Here is a 19,779-nt window from a genome sequence, read left to right as displayed (position 1 = left end):
GAAATAAAAAAATACATTTATAACAAAATTCACCACAGACTTCAATCTGCCGGCATACATCAATGAAGTTATCCTGGCAATAGAACCGAAGTCTGTGGTGAAAAACTATATCCTTATGCGATAGGAATCATCCTGTCTTACTGAGGACGGCTGTAGTTAGGAGCCTCGCTGGTAATTGCGACATCGTGCGGATGGCTTTCCAGTACACCGGCATTTGTGATACGGGTGAACTTAGCGTTGTGCAACTCTGTGATATTGTGTGCACCGCAATATCCCATACCGGCACGCAGACCACCGACCAACTGGTAGATTACCTCGTACAATGTACCTTTGTAAGGAACACGGCCAGAAATACCTTCCGGAACCAGTTTCTTCACATCGGTAGTACCCGACTGGAAGTAGCGGTCTTTCGAGCCGTTTTCCATGGCTTCCAGTGAACCCATACCACGATATGACTTAAACTTACGGCCGTTGAAGATAATCGTGTCGCCCGGTGATTCTTCTGTTCCGGCAACCAGTGAACCGATCATTACGCTGTAACCTCCGGCAGCCAGTGCCTTCACTACATCGCCCGAATAGCGCAAACCACCATCGGCAATCAAAGGAACACCTGTACCTTCCAATGCTTTTGCTACATCGTATACGGCTGTCAACTGCGGCACGCCTACTCCGGCTACCACACGTGTGGTACAAATAGAACCCGGACCGATACCAACCTTTACTGCATCTGCTCCAGCCTCAACCAACATCTTGGCAGCTTCGCCGGTAGCAATATTTCCTACAACAATATCAATATTCGGGAAAGCCTTCTTCGCTTCTTTCAGTTTTTCGATAACCGACAGAGAGTGTCCGTGTGCTGTATCGATAACGATAGCATCTGCACCGGCATTTACCAGAGCTTCCATGCGCTGCAATGTATCGGCAGTAACACCTACTCCGGCAGCAACACGCAAACGTCCTTTGGCATCTTTACAAGCCATCGGTTTATCTTTTGCCTTTGTAATATCTTTATAGGTAATCAGACCTATCAGCTTGCCGTCTTTATCGACAACCGGCAATTTTTCAATTTTATTTTCTTGCAGAATTCTGGAAGCAGTTTCCATATCTGTTCCCGGTTCTGTAGTTACGATATTTTCCTTCGTCATGACTTCGTCGATACGCTTTGTCAGGTCTCTTTCAAAACGAAGGTCACGGTTTGTAACAATACCTACCAAATATTTTTCATCATCTACCACCGGAATACCACCGATTTTATATTCAGCCATCAGGTCGAGAGCATCTTTTACAGTAGAACCTCTCTTGATTGTTACAGGATCGTAAATCATACCATTTTCAGCACGCTTTACAATAGCAACCTGACGAGCCTGCTCTTCGATAGACATGTTCTTGTGGATAACACCGATACCTCCTTCGCGGGCAATGGCAATGGCCATCTGCGCTTCGGTAACTGTATCCATGGCAGCAGTTACAAATGGAACTTTTAATTCAATGTTACGTGAAAACTTTGTCGTGAGTTCGACAGCTTTGGGTAATACCTCAGAATAGGCCGGGATTAACAATACATCATCGTAAGTCAATCCGTCCATTACAACTTTATCTGCAATAAATGACATAGGGCTTTATGCTTTAGATTTTATTGCGTGCAAATATACAAATTTTATTCAAATTAAGAAGAATGCTTAACATCTTTTTTTATTTGGTGACACCCCTCCGGCTTTCAGGAAAGTCCTGCAGAAACAGTCAAAATAATTTGTACAAAAACTTTCAGAATTTGTACAAAAAAATAAAAAAACGTCAAGACAAATTTCTCTGTACACCGAGTCATCCCATAGCCTGCTTCATCTGTTTTCCGATTCTTTTTCCTGCCGGCAAACGGTTAAGAGAATAAGAACCGACTTTGACCGCTCTTTTTTGTATTATTCATAATATGTTGGCTATCTTTGCCCGCTGTTGAATAAAAATCTTTTATAACGCAAAAAAACGACTATGAACACACAAAGCACTTATCTCGCCTCGAAACCACATTATGAAATACTCGACGGACTTCGCGGAGTTGCAGCACTGATGGTTATTATCTTTCATCTGTTTGAAACACACTCGCAGGGAAATCATCTGATCCAAATCATCAACCACGGCTACCTTGCTGTCGATTTCTTTTTCATGCTTTCAGGATTCGTAATAGGCTATGCTTACGACGACCGCTGGAACAGGATGACACTGGGAACCTTCTTCAAACGTCGTATCATCCGTCTGCATCCGATGGTTATTATGGGAAGTATCGTAGGAGCCGCGCTTTTTTATTTCCAGGAATCGTCCTGCTTTCCACAGATAGAACATACCTCCGTAGGGGCATTGTTGCTCATCATGCTGCTGGGATGCACGCTACTCCCGCTTCCATTGAAATGGGACGTACGGGGATGGACGGAAATGCATCCACTGAACGGTCCGGCATGGTCGCTGTATTACGAGTACATAGCCAACATCCTTTATGCGCTTTTTATCCGCCGTTTCAGCAAAAAAGCCTTGACCATCTTAGTTGTCATAGCAGCTTGCTTTACCGTTTATCGTAGCCAGACTGCGCCGATGGGCGACATGGTAGGCGGATGGGCGTTGAACTGGGAACAGCAATATGTGGGTTTCGTACGATTAATGTATCCTTTTTTCGGCGGACTGCTACTGTCGCGCCTGGGGTGGCTGATACGCCTCAAGAAAAGGGCTTTCTGGTACTGTGCATTGATTATTGTGGTCATACTTTCCATTCCTCGCATTGGCGGTGAAGAGCATTTTTGGATAAACGGACTTTATGAATCGTTCTGCATTATTTTTATTTTCCCCGTCATTGTTTCCATGGGAGCCGGTGGTAAAGTAACCGGCAAGTACTCCAGCCGTATCTGCAAGTTTTTAGGAGATATTTCATACCCCATTTACATTACTCACTATCCGCTGATATATATTTATACAGCGTGGGTATGCAACACCCATGCAACTATCACGGAGGGAATTCCCTATATGATACTTGTTTTCGTAGGAGCGATTGCTCTGGCTTATGCTTGTCTGAAGTTGTACGATGAACCAGTCCGCCGCCGACTGACAGAACGCTTTCTGAAAAAAAGCAGATAAAGAGGAGAGCCGCATAAAAAAACTATGGCAGCATGTAACGGCATATGCCGGATACTTGCTGCCACAATATTATTAAAGTACTTGTTTTATCAGTTAGCCATCTCCGAGATAAACTTGATACGAACCAAACGAATTTCTTCTTCGGTGTAATCTGCACCCAGTTCATCCATCGCATCGTCTATCTTGTCGGTTGTAGATTCCTTAAAATAATCATAGATGTCGAGCATATGGTCTTCATCCATCACATCATTCAGGAAATAGTCGATATTCAGTTTGGTACCCGAATATACAATTGCTTCTATTTCATCAAGCAATTCATTGAAATCGATACCCTTTGCAACTGCTATATCATCCAATGCCACCTTACGGTCGATGCTCTGAATAATTGAAACTTTCAGTTTCGATTTGTTGGCAACAGTACGGACACGCAAATCTTCCGGACGGTCAATTTCATTTTCATCGCAATGTTTCTTGATCAATTCGCAGAACTCCTGACCGTAACGCTTAGCTTTTCCTGCTCCCACGCCCGGGATATTTTGCAGCTCTTCCAGTGTTACTGGATAAATAGTAGCCATAGCCTCCAGTGAAGGATCCTGGAAGATGACGTAAGGAGGAACATCGAGTTTCTTCGACATCTTCTTACGCAAATCTTTCAACATAGAGAAAAGTACCGGGTCTACCGCACACGATGCACCACTTCGCATCGGTACTTCTTCAACTTCCTCATCATCGAAATCAGCATCTTCGACAATCTTGAATGATTTTGGCTTTTTCAAGAACTTATGTCCTTCCGGAGTAACCTTCAGCAAGCCGTAATTTTCTACGTCCTTACTCAGATAACCAGCTATCAACGCCTGACGAATGACCGCGTTCCACAAACGCTCTTCTTCGCCCATACCAGAACCAAACACTTCCAAATCTTCATGTTTATGCGCCAGTACTTCCGACGTTTCTTTTCCCAAAAGGATATCAACTATATAATCTTGTTTAAAATTTTCTTTTACCGCAATGATTGTTTCAATCACTGCACACAACGAATCCTGAGCCTCCACTTGTTTTTTCGGATTTAAACAGTTATCACAATTACCACAATTATCTTCTGTATATTCTTCTCCGAAATAATGCAACAGAATCTTTCTACGACACAACGACGACTCAGCATATGCAGCTGTTTCCAGCAGCAGTTGTTTTCCGATTTCCTGTTCCGAAATAGGCTTTCCCTGCATAAACTTCTCCAGCTTCTGCAAGTCCTTATTCGAATAGAAGGTAATGCACACTCCTTCTCCACCGTCACGTCCGGCACGTCCTGTCTCCTGGTAATATCCCTCCAGACTCTTCGGTATATCGTAATGAATAACGAAACGTACGTCTGGCTTATCGATTCCCATACCAAAAGCAATCGTTGCCACAATAACATCGATGTCTTCTTTCAGGAAAGCATCTTGATTAGCATTACGAGTAGCCGAATCCATTCCGGCATGATACGGACGCGCCTTGATGCCGTTTGCCTGAAGAATTTCGGCCAGTTCTTCTACTTTCTTGCGGCTCAAACAGTAAATAATACCCGACTTTTCCGGATTCTGTTTGATGAAACGAATAATATCTTTATCTACATTATTGGTTTTAGGCCGTACTTCGTAATACAGATTCGGACGGTTGAACGAGGATTTGAACTCCGTAGCTCCTACCATTCCCAGGTTTTTCTGAATATCCATTTTCACCTTGGGAGTAGCCGTAGCAGTCAATGCAATGACCGGTGCCTTACCGATTTCATTGATTATAGGACGTATACGGCGATATTCCGGTCGGAAGTCGTGTCCCCATTCCGAGATACAATGTGCTTCGTCGACTGCATAAAAAGAGATCTTCACATGTTTCAGAAAATCTACATTTTCTTCTTTTGTCAGCGATTCGGGAGCTACATAAAGCAGTTTTGTCTTCCCGGCCAGGATATCAGATTTAACCTGGTCTATCGCCGACTTAGTAAGTGATGAGTTAATAAAATGCGCTACTCCATCTTCTTCGCTGAAGTTTCGCATAGCATCAACCTGATTCTTCATAAGAGCAATGAGCGGAGATATAACTATAGCCGTACCTTCCATCAATAGTGAAGGTAACTGATAACATAATGACTTACCACCACCGGTAGGCATCAAAACAAAAGTATCCTTCCCGGCCAGCAAGTTACTAATTATAGCTTCTTGATTTCCCTTGAATGTATCGAAACCAAAATACTTTTTTAACTGTTCCGCTAAATTAATCTTTTCCGCCATTGTCCTTTTATTTTAGTGATTTTTTAATTCTTCAAGATATAAACCTCGCTTTACGTATGTAACAAAGTTATAAACAACTTTTGATATTATACAAATAATTGAGTAATTATTTTGCTGAAGAACTTTATTTTCCCATCACTTTTCTAATTTTTCAGGCCATTTGCAGACGAGACAAATTGGCTTTATTCATTTGTTCCTTCGCATAATCCAGGGTGATAACAAACGTATCAACCTTGTGCGACGGAATTTCGAACATTGCGTCCATCACGATTGTTTCCACAATCGATCTTAAGCCTCGGGCACCCAGTTTGTACTCAATAGCCTTGTCAACTATATAATCGAACACTTCCGGCTGAAACTCCAACTTGACTCCGTCCATTTCGAACAACTTAATATATTGCTTAATGATAGAGTTCTTAGGTTCAGTCAGAATATTACGCAACGCTGTACGATCCAGCGGATTCAAATAAGTAAGAATAGGCAAACGTCCGATTATTTCCGGAATGAGACCAAAAGACTTTAAGTCCTGCGGAGCAATGTACTGCATCAGGTTTGCGCGGTCTATCTTTACCTTTTCCTTAGCAGCGCCGTATCCCACAACATTCGTATTTAAACGCTGAGCAATCTTACGCTCAATACCATCGAATGCTCCTCCGCAAATAAACAGAATATTCTTCGTATTGACAGGAATCAGTTTCTGTTCGGGATGCTTGCGCCCGCCCTGTGGAGGTACGTTAACAATAGAGCCCTCCAAAAGTTTCAACAACCCTTGCTGAACACCTTCTCCACTTACATCACGAGTAATGGAAGGATTATCTCCCTTACGGGCAATCTTGTCTATTTCATCAATAAAGACAATACCACGTTCAGCCTCAGCTACGTTATAATCGGCAACTTGCAGCAGACGAGTCAAAATACTTTCTATGTCTTCACCTACATAACCTGCTTCGGTCAGTACTGTAGCATCAACAATGGTAAAGGGAACATGCAATAATTTGGCAATGGTACGTGCCAGTAATGTTTTCCCCGTACCTGTACTTCCGACCATAATAATGTTGGACTTTTCAATTTCCACATCATCCTTTGATGAAGGCTGTAACAAACGCTTATAATGGTTGTAAACAGCAACTGAAAGATAACGCTTAGCATCATCTTGTCCAATCACATACTGGTCGAGGAAGTCTTTTATATCTTTCGGCTTCGGAAGTTCTGCCAAGTTCAAATCGGTGTTACTTCCTTTCTGACGCATAGCCTCCTGGACAATTTCGTGTGCCTGCTCCGAACAACTGTCACAAATACATCCGTTGACACCTGTTATGAGGAAACCGACTTCATCTTCCGAACGTCCACAAAAGCTACAGCGTCTTTTGCTCTTCTTAGTTGATTTATCTTCCAAAATTATATAGCTTTTTATTAATTAAATTACAATGTCGGCTTACGAGAAAGCACTTCATCAATCATGCCATATTCTTTAGCCTCTTGAGCAGTCATCCAGTAATCACGGTCGGAATCGGCCCATACCTTATCAAAATCAGTATGAGAATGGTCGGCTATAATTGTATACAGTTCCTTCTTCAGTTTCTGGATTTCACGAGCTGTAATCTCGATATCGGAAGCCTGTCCTTGTGCTCCCCCCATCGGCTGATGAATCATGACACGTGAATGAGTCAGAGCCGAACGTTTTCCTTCTGTTCCGGCAACCAGCAATACAGCAGCCATAGAAGCGGCCATACCTGTACAGATAGTAGCAACATCGCTGGAAATAAACTGCATTGTATCATAAATACCCAGTCCGGCATAAACCGATCCGCCCGGAGAGTTGATGTAAATAGAGATATCCTTTCCTGAATCTACAGAATCCAGATACAATAACTGAGCTTGCAGGGTATTGGCTGTATAATCGTCTATCTGTGTTCCGAGGAAAATGATACGATCCATCATCAGACGAGAGAACACGTCAAGCTGAGTAACATTCAACTGACGCTCTTCCAGGATATAAGGATTAAGATACCCTGCCTGCGACTTAATTACGTCGTCAAGCACCATACTACTCATACCCAAATGCTTGGTGGCATATTTTCTAAAATCGTCCATTAGTCAAATCTATATAATTGTAAATAATAAAATAATAAAAGAGAAGCTTTTGACCGCTTCTTCCCATATAGAACAAAAGTACAAAAACTGCTGTTCAATCGGACGAAAGCCAGACCAAAAGCCCCTCTTTTAGCAAGTTTTAGCAATTCGCCTCAGCTTACCGCAGGGAAATTACTGAAACATTTTATTGAATTCTTCTGCTGAAACAGCTTTATGGTTCAATGTAACCTGACCTTTCAGGATATCTGACAACTTAGTTTCAATAACTCGGTTAACCAGTGCTTCTACGCTTTCACGTTTCTTCAGCATTTCCTTAGAGTAGTTTTCCAACAATTCATCAGGTACATTAATCATACCATACTGAGCAAACTGAGCACGTGTTGCTTCTTTTGCCATATTAGTGATATCAGCCTGTTCAACTTTAATATCGTTTGCTGCAACCAGTTTTTCCTTGATCAGGTGCCATGTCAACTCTTCGAGGCTCTTTTCGTAATGTTCAGCAACGAATTCTTCGCCTTTTTCCTTGTTGTTTTCCAACATGATGCGTTTCATCAGTTCATCAGCAAATTCCAATTTACCGATCTTGTTAACAACATAGTTACGAACATCAATCAAGAACTTGTAGTCGCTGTCAGCTTCAAACTGTTTAGCGATTGTTTCTTTAATCTGTGCACGGAATTCTTCTTCGCTGTGAGCTTTTCCTTCGCCCAGAACCTGATCGAACAATTCCTGATTCAGGTCACCCGGAATCATACGAGTAATTTCTTCAATCTGGAAGCTGAAGTTACCTTTATAATTTGCAACTTCTTCTTTCTTAATCTTCAACAATGAAGCCAACTCAGCTTCGTTATTATCGAATGCCGTTGCCGGATTGAATACCAAAACTGTATTAGTTTTAGCACCATTGAAGATAGCTTTCTGGTCATCGTTCTTCATGTATGTAGGCATCATTACAGCACCTTCTACCTGAAGACCACCTTCTTTGGTATTACCGTTTTCATCCAGTTCTGCCAACAGACCTTTCAGCATATCATTGTCCTGATATTCCTCAACTTTATCATATTTAGCTGTACGCTGAGTATACATCTTAACCTGCTGATCTACCATTTCATCTGTTACGTTGATATCATAGTAGTCAATCGTATCATTGTTAGACAATTCTACATTGAATTCAGGAGCCAATGCGATATCGAATGAGAATTCAAAGTTTTCATCAGTTTCGAAATTTACATTGTTTTCCTTTGGCAGCGGAGTACCCAGCATATTTACCTTATTTTCACGAATGTATTCGCCAACCTTTTCCTGCATCAATTTATCAACTTCTTCAATCAATACAGAAGTACCATACTGCTTTTTAATCAAAGCCATAGGAACCATACCTCTACGGAATCCGGGCATATTTACTCTCTGACGGAGAGTTTTCAGCGATTTTTCAACTTTTTCCTGATAGTCAGCCTTTTCAATCTGAACAGTAAGCACTGCGCTTACCTTGTCTACGTTTTGCAATGAAATATTCATTTCCGACTTATTTATTTAATTATTACTATATTCCAGTCTATTCAAAGAGTTTGCAAAAATAGTGTTTAATCTTGCAAAAACCAAAATGTCTAAGTAAAATTTACAAAAAACACATACGGAGTGTTTTACGATTTTATGTCACGAATTGCAAGTCCGCAACTTTTTCATTCTCTTCGGGAAAGAACTGATCACTCCGCAAGTCCGCAAGACACGAACAGTCTACTCACGTATTTCCTTCATCTGGAAATCTTTTCTACGGAGTACGAAACTATTACTCAAATATTTTTCACGTACAATTTTATTCTCGGCAAGTTCTTCAGGAGTACCCTGGAAAAGAATCTTACCCTCAAACAACAAGTAAGCACGATCTGTAATACTCAATGTTTCCTGCACATTATGGTCAGTAATCAAAATACCGATATTCTTATCTTTCAGTTTCCACACAATATGCTGGATATCTTCCACGGCAATAGGATCGACACCGGCAAAAGGTTCATCAAGCATAATAAATTTCGGGTCTATAGCCAGACAACGTGCTATTTCTGTACGACGACGCTCACCACCCGACAACTGGTCGCCCAAATTCTTGCGAACTTTCTGTAAGCGAAACTCAGCAATCAGGCTTTCAAGCTTTTCTTTCTGATATTCCTTTGAAGTCTTGGTTAGCTCCAGTACGGAAGCTATATTATCCTCTACACTCATTTTACGGAAAACAGAAGCTTCCTGTGCCAAATATCCGATGCCATTCTGCGCACGTTTATATACAGGATAATCAGTTATATCCTGATTATTCAGATAAATATGCCCCTCATTAGGAACAATCAATCCGGTCGTCATGTAAAAAGAAGTAGTCTTTCCAGCCCCATTCGGTCCTAACAATCCGACTATTTCTCCCTGTTTCACATTGATGGAAACATGGCTAACCACCGTACGTTTGCCATATTTCTTTACCAAATTCTCCGTACGAAGAACCATGCGTCCGTCTGCTGGAAGCTCAAATGTTTCTTCCGCATTATGTTGTTGATTTTCCTGTTCTGCCATAAAGCTGTTTAATAAAGAATTAAGTATGAAGAATCAAGGCCTTCATTGCAGCAGCAAAAGTAGTAAAAATCTTGGGTTCTGTGGTACTTCCACCCATTTTCGTCTATGCTTTTATTATAATATAGCTAAAAAACAGTACTTTTGCATAAAATTAGACTCAATAAATATGGTAAGACCAATTACGACTTTAGGCAAATACCTCATGCTGATGGGAAGAGTATTTGCTCGTCCAGAGCGATTCCGGATGTACCTTAAGCAGTATCGTAACGAAATGGCGCAACTGGGCATTAATTCTATCGGCATTGTACTGCTGATTTCATTTTTCATAGGTGCAGTTATCTGTATACAAATAAAATTGAACATAGAAAGCCCATGGATGCCACGTTTCGTAGTAGGATATACTACACGTGAAATTCTATTATTGGAATTTTCGTCTTCCATCATGTGTTTGATTCTGGCAGGTAAAGTCGGCTCAAACATTGCTTCCGAAATCGGAACAATGCGCGTCACCCAACAGATTGACGCACTCGAAATAATGGGAGTAAACTCGGCTTCATACTTGATTCTCCCTAAAATTTTAGGACTGATGACAATGATTCCTTTACTGGTAATATTCAGTATCTTTGCAGGAATCATAGGTGCCTTCTGCACAGCTTGGTTTGCAGGCATTACCAATGCTACCGACCTGGAGTATGGTTTTCAATACAGCTTCGTCGAATGGTATGTATGGTGCAGCTTCATTAAATCGTTAGTATTTGCATTTATCATAGCCAGTGTATCTGCTTACTTTGGATACACCGTAGAAGGAGGCTCCATCGCAGTAGGAAAGGCAAGTACAGATTCAGTAGTATGCAGCAGTGTGCTTATTCTGTTCTCCGACTTAATACTTACTCAATTACTCAGCTAAACAATGATACAAATAAAATCACTTTATAAATCATTCGAAGACCGTACCGTACTGAACGACATCAATTTCATCTTCGAAAATGGCAAGACCAACCTGATTATCGGACAAAGTGGATCAGGAAAAACGGTACTCATGAAATGCCTGGTGGGATTGCTCACTCCTGAAAAAGGAGAAGTGTTATACGACGGACGTAACCTGATCACCATGGGGAAAAAAGAGAAAAAAGCCCTACGCCGGGAAATGGGTATGATATTTCAAAGCGCTGCTTTATTCGATTCTCTTTCAGTATTAGAGAATGTCATGTTTCCACTTGACATGTTTTCGAATATGACTTACCGTGAACGAATCAAACGTGCAGAATTTTGTCTGGACCGTGTGAATCTGATAGATGCTAAAAATAAATATCCAGGGGAAATAAGTGGCGGTATGCAGAAACGTGTAGCTATAGCTCGTGCTATCGCTCTCCAACCACAATACTTGTTCTGCGACGAACCAAACTCCGGATTGGACCCTAAGACTTCTCTGGTGATCGATGAGCTGATTCATGATATCACAACCGAATACAACATGACTACTGTAATCAATACTCACGACATGAATTCGGTATTGGGGATAGGTGACAGCATATTATATATTTATCAGGGGCATAAAGAATGGGAAGGAACAAAGAATGAAGTATTCAGTGCTACCAATCAACGTTTGAACGACTTTATCTTTGCATCTGATTTGCTTAAAAAAGTCAAGTCGGAAGGAGAAAAAGAAATACGATAATTAATTCCCCTTCATCTTTCAACAAAAAAAACGGATACTCTTTCCATTTAATCATGAATGAGTATCCGTTTTTTCATTTAAGCCTCTTTCTGGATAAAGGCTACTCCGCTATTTTCGTTAGTGTTTTTACCATCTTCTGCCCAAGCTTCCGACTCTTTTCTTCTTGTTTCACCAACCCTACACCTTTGGCATACCATTCGGTAATCTGACTTTCATCGGAGAACATAAAAAACTTCATCTTCATGGAATAAGTCACTTTTACGCAATCAAACTGACCTGCTGGGGTAGAAATGGTTTCTGTTCCCTCATATTCACCTTTCATCGAAACAGTCATCGTTACAGGCTTTATCCGGATACTCATTTCATTAGCCTTAATTTTATCTCCTTTTCTCTGCCTTTCATTTAAAAGCAAACAAATCTGTCCGCTTACGTCAAACTTCTCCTTTGCCGCAGTCATATCGTTTCTATTCAAAGCTGCTGCCATCATACCAAGCATATTATTCTTCATAGATTCTCCATCCTGTAAATAAACCAGCGTATTGCCATTTGCATAAGCCACTTTGCGGTAAAACAAGGTATCCTTCATTTTTTCATTCATCTTTGGAGCAAAATCTCCCAAAGTAATAAAAGTAGAATCATTCTTAGTTTCCACACCCACTACTGAAGTATAGGTTTCGATTTTCTTTTCACCTGTAAGAACTTCATAATAAAGTTTCTGTCCTTTCTGAAGACTACAATATTGGGCAAATGCAGTCGTCGAACATAGCATACAAACAATTATTAAAACATAGCTTCTCATAAAATATTAGATTTAATTGTAGTTCTCCCGCCTTTCAAGAAATGTAATAATGATATAAGTAAAGATATATATTTTTTAGGCAACCAACAATTATGTATAAGATAATTAGGTACGAATATACCATCTACATATAAAAAAATCTTCTTTCCAGTTTTAAACAACTAAAAAGAAGATTTTCCACAAACGCCCAGAAATACCCAATTATTTCTGACGAATGAAAATATTTATAGGAGTACCCGAAAGTTTCCAACGTTCGCGTATCTGATTTTCAAGGAAACGCTTATATGGTTCCTTCACATACTGAGGTAAGTTTGCAAAGAACACAAACGACGGAACCTGCGTATTCGGTAACTGGGTAATATATTTGATTTTGATATATTTTCCCTTGTTCGAAGGTGGCGGATAAGCCTCTATCAAAGGAAGCAACTCTTCATTCAAACGAGCAGTTGGTATTTTGGTAGTACGTGCATGATAAACTTCTTTCGCAGCTTCCAACACCTTAAAAATTCGCTGTTTGGTCAATGCAGAAGCAAAAATAATCGGGAAATCAGTAAACGGAGCAAAACGGTTACGAATGGCTTCTTCATAGTTTTTCATTACCTTCGTAGTCTTTTCTTCCACCAAATCCCATTTATTTACCACAACAACCAGTCCTTTCTGATTCCGCTGTATCAGCGAAAAGATATTCAAGTCCTGCCCTTCTATACCTCTCGTTGCATCCAGCATCAGAATACAAACATCTGAATTTTCTATAGACCGAATAGAACGAACGACCGAATAATATTCCAGATCTTCGCTGACTTTATTTTTTTTACGGATACCTGCTGTATCGACTAAATAGAAATCAAATCCAAACTTATCGTAACGTGTATAAATAGAATCACGAGTTGTCCCAGCTATATCAGTCACAATATTACGTTCTTCTCCGATGAAAGCATTAATGATAGAAGACTTTCCTGCATTAGGCCGTCCCACAACAGCAAAACGTGGAATTTCTTCGTCCAGTATTTCATCAGAATCTTTCTTGAATTTACTTACAATCAAATCCAGCAAATCCCCTGTTCCACTTCCGCTCAATGCAGAAATACAATAAGGATCTCCCAAACCTAAAGAATAGAATTCTGCCGCATTGTATTGCAAATCGTTATTGTCTGTCTTATTTGCAACCATTATGACCGGAGTCTTGGAACGGCGCAATATAGAAGCCACTTGCATATCCAGATCGGTTACTCCGTTGGTTACATCAACCACAAACAAAATAACATCGGCTTCATCCATAGCCAAAACTACCTGCTTACGGATTTCTCCTTCAAAAACATCATCCGAATTAACTACCCAGCCTCCGGTATCTACCACCGAAAACTCTTTTCCCAGCCATTCCGACTTACCGTACTGGCGGTCGCGGGTTGTTCCGGCCTGTTCATTTACAATAGCCTGACGCGTTTTAGTCAGACGATTAAACAGCGTCGACTTTCCCACATTGGGACGTCCTACGATTGCTACTAAATTTCCCATACTTTTCTTATTGATTTACGGCTGTCACAGCCGATATATTAATCTAATTGATAACCAAAATTCTTTAGTTCTTTATCCGAACTTCTCCAATCCTTATCTACTTTCACAAAAGTTTCCAGATAAATTGACTTCTGGAAGAAGTGTTCCAATGTCTTACGCGCTTCAGTGGCCACTTTCTTCAAAGCCTTCCCCTGATGACCAATGATAATGCCTTTTTGTGAATCACGTTCCACATAAATCACTGCATTGATATGAATACTCTTGGCATCTTCCTTAAACTGCTCCACCACTACTTCTACGGCGTAAGGTATTTCTTTATCATAATACAAAAGAATCTTCTCACGAATAATTTCGGTAACGAAGAAACGTGCAGGCTTATCTGTCAACTGATCTTTTCCAAAATAGGGAGGTGAGTCAGGTATCAGCTCCTTGATGCGTTTCATTACTGCATCGATATTAAATTTTGCCTTTGCCGATACAGGTATAATTTCAGCATCGGGTAACATTTCATGCCACTCCTCAACCAATTTAACCAAATCATCCTGATTAGTCAAATCTATTTTATTAATCAACAGCAAAACCGGAACCTTTATATGACGAACTTTCTCCATAAAGTCAGCATTTTTATCCGGCTTCTCTATAGTATCTGTCACATAAAGCAAGACATCTGCGTCTACCAATGCCGATTCAGAGAAGTTCAACATAGACTCCTGAAGTTTATAATTAGGCTTCAATACCCCCGGAGTATCAGAGAAGACAATCTGCATATCATCCGTATTCAGGATACCCATAATACGGTGACGGGTTGTCTGCGCCTTAAATGTGGCAATAGAGATACGTTCTCCTACCAGCAAGTTCATCAAAGTAGATTTTCCGACATTCGGATTACCTACTATATTTACAAATCCGGCTTTGTGCATAATCAGTTTTTAGAAACATACAAAAAAACGCATCGGATTGGGATGCGTTCTTTTGTATGTGTTGATTAAAATCTATTTCTTATTTGTTACCATCATAACCCCACTTCACATACGTAGCTCCCCAAGTAAATCCGGCGCCGAATGCAGTGAAAATTATATTGTCGCCTTTTCTCAACTGCTTTTCATAATCCCACAAACAAAGCGGTAATGTTCCGGCACTAGTATTACCATAGCGCTGAATGTTAATCATGACTTTGTCCAAAGGTACTTCCAGACGAGAAGCAACAGCATCAATGATACGCAAGTTAGCCTGATGCGGAACAATCCAGTCGATATTATCCTTATTCAAACCATTTTTTTCTGCAATCTGGGCTGTAACGTCCGACATGTTAGAAACAGCATATTTGAATACCGTTCTTCCTTCCTGATACAAATAGTGCATTTTATTATCTACTGTAAAATAAGAAGGCGGACATACAGAACCACCAGCTTTCATATGCAAGAAAGGTAGTCCCTTACCATCTGTTCTCAAAATTGAATCCATGATACCATAATCTTCAGTAGTTGCTTCTACCATACAAGCAGCAGCGCCATCACCGAAAATAGGACATGTTGCGCGATCTGAATAATTTACCATCGATGACATCTTATCAGCGCCTACGATGATAACTTTTTTATGTCTACCAGACTGAATCATACTAGCCGCAGTTTCCATTGCATAAAGGAAACCACTACATGCAGCCTGCAAATCAAATGCATAAGCATTCTTCAAACCCAATTTATCACACAAAATTGAAGCAGTAGAAGGGAAATGATAGTCAGGAGTAGTTGTTGCGACTATTACACAATCAATTGAATCTGGATCCGAATTAGTTTTCTGCATCAACTGCTTTGCAGCCTTACGTGCCATATAAGAAGTACCCAATCCTTCTTCATTCAGAATGCGTCTTTCTTTAACTCCAATACGGGTCATAATCCACTCATCGTTGGTATCGACCATTCTTGACAATTCTTCGTTGGTCAAAACATAGTCAGGTACATAGCCTCCGACTCCTGTAATTACAGCATTAATCTTTTCCATCATTTCAGTTTTTAGTTTGCATATTCCTAATAAAAAAACAGCCGGAAGAGCCGAAAGCTCTCCGGCTTTATTCTTTCAGTGAACCACACAAACGTGTTCTACAAAGCGTTTATTAAAGAGCAGCTTCTTTTTCGATAGCTAACTTACCTCTGTAATAACCGCAAGCGCCACATACAGTGTGATAAACATGCCATGCACCACAGTTCGGGCAGATGGCCAAAGTAGGAGCAACTGCCTTATCATGAGTTCTTCTCTTCGCAGTTCTCGTTTTTGATTGTCTTCTTTTAGGATGTGCCATTTTTCTAAAACTTTATTTAATTATTATCTAATATTTTTTTCAATTCATTCCAACGTGGATCAATCTCACGTTCCACATCGGTATCGGCTTCTTCCTCTTCAAGTTCACTTACATAACTTTCTTCATCAGCCGAAGTCCGTAAATGTTTGCTTAATGCTCCCATCATTGCCTTATTGCATTTACCCGGAGCATGCACATGCTTCATTGGCAGACTTAATGCGATAAACTCATACATAAACCAAGCTACATTTATGTAACCATCTTCTTCAGGCACAACTACAATGTCATCTTCATCGGAAAATGCAGCTCCTAACTTTACTTTAAGCTCATCATCTGTATTGACAAGTATGTCCATATCATCCAAACAACGATCGCAAGGTACTACAACAGAACCTTCGGTATGGAATGTCAAGACAAAAACGCCCATGCTCTTTTTAACAGTCAGGTCAACATGAAGTTTTCCTTTCTGTATTTCCGGAGCATCGATACTAACGAAAAAATCATTGTCGAGGACATATTCATAACGACGCACATCCTCCAACATATTTTTCAATTCTACCTTGTATGTACTAAGCTTTCCCAATTCGCAATACTATATAAATCGGGCGACAAAGATACAAATAATAATTCATTTTATATAGTCTTTCCTCTTTTTTTATTCAATAAAAATGATAACTTAACGTTTGCTACATTTTTCGATTGGCAATTGATTGTAATTTTTTACTAAGGGAGTAACCCTCTTTTCAACACGACTATCATATTCAATAAATGCCTTTTCACATAATAAATAGGCGCACTTTTAAAATAATTAACCCTATAATTATAAATAAATATAATATCTATCGTACAATTAATTAAATTTGCAGCAGATATAATAGAAACAAAACCTTATTCCTATGTTAACTCAAATAATTAATGCGCGTATTTTAACTCCTCAAGGGTGGTTAAAAGACGGTTCCGTCCTGATTAGGGACAACAAAATACTGGAAGTAACCAACTGCGATCTGGCAATTGTCGGTGCTACACTCATAGACGCAAAAGGAATGTACATCGTACCAGGAGGAGTTGAAATCCATGTACATGGAGGAGGAGGACGCGATTTTATGGAAGGGTCTGAAGATGCTTTTCGTACTGCAATTAAAGCTCATATGCAACATGGTACGACAAGTATTTTCCCAACACTTTCCTCTTCCACTATTCCAATGATTCGCGCGGCAGCAGCAACTACCGAAAAATTAATGAGCGAACCTGATAGCCCTGTACTCGGACTCCATTTGGAGGGACATTACTTCAATATGAAAATGGCCGGCGGACAAATGCCTGAAAATATCAAGAACCCCGACCCTGAAGAATATATTCCTTTGCTGGAAGAAACCCATTGTATCAAGCGCTGGGATGCAGCTCCCGAACTTCCTGGAGCTATGCAATTTGGTAAATACATTACTTCGAAAGGAGTTTTGGCAGCTGTAGGACATACCCAAGCTGAATTTGAAGATATCTATACTGCATTTCAAGCTGGATATACTCATGCTACTCATTTCTACAATGCCATGCCTGGATTCCACAAACGTCGTGAATATAAATACGAAGGCACGGTAGAAAGTATTTATTTGATGGATGATATGACAGTAGAAGTTGTTGCCGATGGAATACATGTACCTCCAACTATCCTTCGTCTGGTACACAAAATCAAAGGAGTGGAAAAGACAGCCTTGATTACCGATGCATTGGCCTGTGCTGCAAGTGACAGCAAAGAAGCGTTCGACCCACGCGTCATCATCGAAGATGGAGTATGTAAGCTGGCCGACCGTTCTGCTTTGGCCGGAAGTATTGCCACAATGGACCGCCTGATCCGTACAATGGTACAGAAAGCAGAAATTCCATTGGAAGACGCCGTAAGAATGGCTTCCGAAACTCCAGCACGTATCATGGGAGTAAGCGATAGAAAAGGTACTCTGGAAAAAGGAAAAGATGCAGATATCATAGCTCTCGACCGCGACTTGAATGTACGTGCCGTATGGGCAATGGGTAAACTGGTAGAAGGCACCAACAAATTATTTTAATCACCATTTAAACATTCGGCATTTATGTTGACACAAATCATAAACGGTCATATCCTGACTCCACAAGGATGGTTGAAGGATGGTTCTGTCCTCATCAGCGACGGAAAAATATTAGAAGTAACCAATAGTGACCTGGCTGTCATCGGTGCAAAAGTTATCGATGCCAAAGGCATGTATATTGTACCGGGATTCATCAGTATGCATGCACACGGAGGAGGAGGACATGATTTTACAGAAGGAACACACGAAGCATTCCAACAAGCAGTTCTGGCCCATCTGAAGCATGGAGCAACATCTATTTTCCCAACTCTATCTTCCACCAGTTTCGAAAATATAAAAAAAGCGGTTCACACTTGTGAAGAGTTGATGAAGACTCCCCAAAGCACAATACAAGGTTTGCATATTGAAGGACCCTACCTGAACAAAAAAATGGCAGGCCCACAATGGGAAGAATTCTTAAAAGATCCTGATCCCAATGAATATATTCCACTTTTGGAAAGTACGCAGTGTATCAAACGTTGGGACATTAGCCCAGAGTTGCCAGGGGCACACGATTTTGCTCGGTATACACATGCAAGAGGCATACTCACAGCTATTACACATACAGAAGCAGAGTATCCCGAGATAAAGGCAGCTTTTGAAGCAGGCTTTACACACGCTGCTCATTTTTATAATGCAATGCCAGGATTCCACAAACGCCGTGAATACAAATATGAAGGAACGGTAGAAAGCGTATACCTGACTGATGGAATGAGTGTTGAGGTAATTGCAGACGGTATTCACCTGCCAGCAACTATATTGAAACTCGTCTACAAATTAAAAGGAGTTGAACAAACTTGCCTTGTAACCGATGCCTTAAAATATGCAGCATACGATGGCGAACCAATCGTCGACCCCAAATACATTATAGAAAATGGTGTATGTAAATTAGCCGATCACTCAGCGTTAGCCGGTAGTTTGGCCACTATGGATACATTGGTACAAACGATGGTTAAAAAGGCTGCTATACCTTTGGCAGATGCTGTTCGTATGGCTTCGGAAACCCCTGCTAAACTCATCGGAATTGACACCCACAAGGGAACACTCCAAAAAGGGAAAGATGCCGATATTGTTATTCTGGATAAAGATATTAACATTAGATGTGTATTCTCTAATGGAGAAATCGTAGAAGGAATAAATACATTAATTCATTAAAAGATAGCCCACCATTAAACTTCCTAAATGCCGGTGTAATGGTGGGCTTATTGTTTCTACATATTATCATTTCTTCCATAGTAAGGAAACTTCTCTATACCGTGCCTCCGCCGGGGCAGAGGGAAATCTTCACTTCCATTTCCTTCGTACCATGAGCAGCCGGAGAAAGCCCATGCGGGAGGGGA

17 protein-coding genes are annotated in these 19,779 nt (G+C 40.5%); 5 read left to right on the top strand and 12 right to left on the bottom strand.

The window, feature by feature from the left end; all coding sequences use genetic code 11:
- Positions 1-137: 137 nt before the first annotated feature.
- Positions 138-1,613 carry an IMP dehydrogenase gene (gene guaB / locus WKT12_RS10775; RefSeq protein ID WP_340319683.1) on the bottom strand — a complete coding sequence of 492 codons (1,476 nt, stop codon included), beginning with the start codon at positions 1,611-1,613 and terminating at the stop codon, positions 138-140.
- A 373-nt stretch (positions 1,614-1,986) separates the two neighbouring features.
- Between guaB and WKT12_RS10770 the strand changes: the two genes are divergently transcribed.
- Positions 1,987-3,120, top strand: coding sequence for an acyltransferase family protein (locus tag WKT12_RS10770; RefSeq protein WP_340319682.1), 1,134 nt, complete (start codon positions 1,987-1,989; stop codon positions 3,118-3,120).
- Positions 3,121-3,209: 89 nt separating this feature from the next.
- Here the strand turns inward: WKT12_RS10770 and recQ are convergent, their stop codons facing one another.
- The 5 genes from recQ to lptB all read right to left on the bottom strand — a co-directional run bounded on the left by recQ (position 3,210) and on the right by lptB (position 10,046).
- A complete protein-coding gene (recQ, locus tag WKT12_RS10765) occupies positions 3,210-5,393 on the bottom strand; it encodes a DNA helicase RecQ (RefSeq protein ID WP_340319681.1) in 2,184 nt (727 codons plus the stop codon).
- A gap of 151 nt (positions 5,394-5,544) precedes the next feature.
- A complete protein-coding gene (gene clpX / locus WKT12_RS10760; protein ID WP_340319680.1) occupies positions 5,545-6,789 on the bottom strand; it encodes an ATP-dependent Clp protease ATP-binding subunit ClpX in 1,245 nt (414 codons plus the stop codon).
- 26 nt (positions 6,790-6,815) lie between these two features.
- Positions 6,816-7,487, bottom strand: a complete 672-nt coding sequence (clpP, locus tag WKT12_RS10755; RefSeq protein ID WP_340319679.1) for an ATP-dependent Clp endopeptidase proteolytic subunit ClpP — start codon at positions 7,485-7,487, stop codon at positions 6,816-6,818.
- Between the two features lie 171 nt (positions 7,488-7,658).
- Positions 7,659-9,005 (bottom strand): trigger factor, encoded by a 1,347-nt coding sequence (gene tig / locus WKT12_RS10750; RefSeq protein WP_021971952.1) that lies wholly within the window; start codon positions 9,003-9,005, stop codon positions 7,659-7,661.
- 219 nt (positions 9,006-9,224) lie between these two features.
- Positions 9,225-10,046 carry an LPS export ABC transporter ATP-binding protein gene (gene lptB / locus WKT12_RS10745; protein WP_021971953.1) on the bottom strand — a complete coding sequence of 274 codons (822 nt, stop codon included), beginning with the start codon at positions 10,044-10,046 and terminating at the stop codon, positions 9,225-9,227.
- 166 nt (positions 10,047-10,212) lie between these two features.
- Between lptB and WKT12_RS10740 the strand changes: the two genes are divergently transcribed.
- Positions 10,213-10,953: an MlaE family ABC transporter permease gene (locus tag WKT12_RS10740; protein WP_021971954.1), complete on the top strand. Its 741-nt coding sequence runs from the start codon at positions 10,213-10,215 to the stop codon at positions 10,951-10,953.
- A gap of 3 nt (positions 10,954-10,956) precedes the next feature.
- The gene (locus WKT12_RS10735; protein WP_021971955.1) at positions 10,957-11,724 is read left to right on the top strand and encodes an ABC transporter ATP-binding protein; all 768 of its coding nucleotides are present in this window, start codon (positions 10,957-10,959) and stop codon (positions 11,722-11,724) included.
- 100 nt (positions 11,725-11,824) lie between these two features.
- On the opposite strand, the gene WKT12_RS10730 is transcribed toward WKT12_RS10735, so the two are convergent.
- From WKT12_RS10730 to WKT12_RS10705, 6 genes are all read right to left on the bottom strand, one after another.
- A complete protein-coding gene (locus WKT12_RS10730) occupies positions 11,825-12,523 on the bottom strand; it encodes a TapB family protein (protein ID WP_340319678.1) in 699 nt (232 codons plus the stop codon).
- Positions 12,524-12,724: 201 nt separating this feature from the next.
- Positions 12,725-14,038, bottom strand: coding sequence for a ribosome biogenesis GTPase Der (der, locus tag WKT12_RS10725; protein WP_340319677.1), 1,314 nt, complete (start codon positions 14,036-14,038; stop codon positions 12,725-12,727).
- Between the two features lie 38 nt (positions 14,039-14,076).
- Positions 14,077-14,958, bottom strand: coding sequence for a GTPase Era (gene era, locus WKT12_RS10720; protein WP_340319676.1), 882 nt, complete (start codon positions 14,956-14,958; stop codon positions 14,077-14,079).
- 79 nt (positions 14,959-15,037) lie between these two features.
- The gene (locus WKT12_RS10715; RefSeq protein ID WP_340319675.1) at positions 15,038-16,039 is read right to left on the bottom strand and encodes a beta-ketoacyl-ACP synthase III; all 1,002 of its coding nucleotides are present in this window, start codon (positions 16,037-16,039) and stop codon (positions 15,038-15,040) included.
- 112 nt (positions 16,040-16,151) lie between these two features.
- Entirely contained in the window at positions 16,152-16,337 is a 186-nt protein-coding gene (rpmF, locus tag WKT12_RS10710) for a 50S ribosomal protein L32 (RefSeq protein ID WP_007565939.1), read from the bottom strand.
- Between the two features lie 16 nt (positions 16,338-16,353).
- The gene (locus WKT12_RS10705; RefSeq protein ID WP_021971498.1) at positions 16,354-16,881 is read right to left on the bottom strand and encodes a YceD family protein; all 528 of its coding nucleotides are present in this window, start codon (positions 16,879-16,881) and stop codon (positions 16,354-16,356) included.
- Between the two features lie 352 nt (positions 16,882-17,233).
- Here WKT12_RS10705 and nagA (WKT12_RS10700) point away from each other — a divergent pair, with 352 nt between their 5' ends.
- The gene (nagA, locus tag WKT12_RS10700) at positions 17,234-18,400 is read left to right on the top strand and encodes an N-acetylglucosamine-6-phosphate deacetylase (RefSeq protein ID WP_340319674.1); all 1,167 of its coding nucleotides are present in this window, start codon (positions 17,234-17,236) and stop codon (positions 18,398-18,400) included.
- A gap of 24 nt (positions 18,401-18,424) precedes the next feature.
- Positions 18,425-19,594 carry an N-acetylglucosamine-6-phosphate deacetylase gene (nagA, locus tag WKT12_RS10695; protein ID WP_340319673.1) on the top strand — a complete coding sequence of 390 codons (1,170 nt, stop codon included), beginning with the start codon at positions 18,425-18,427 and terminating at the stop codon, positions 19,592-19,594.
- Positions 19,595-19,779: the final 185 nt, after the last annotated feature.

The sequence above is a fragment of the Phocaeicola sp. HCN-6420 genome (assembly GCF_037890145.1).
In the GTDB taxonomy this organism is placed as follows: Bacteria; Bacteroidota; Bacteroidia; order Bacteroidales; family Bacteroidaceae; genus Phocaeicola.
Note: the sequence above shows the minus strand (reverse complement) of the source record. Positions and strands in the feature narration are given on the sequence as shown.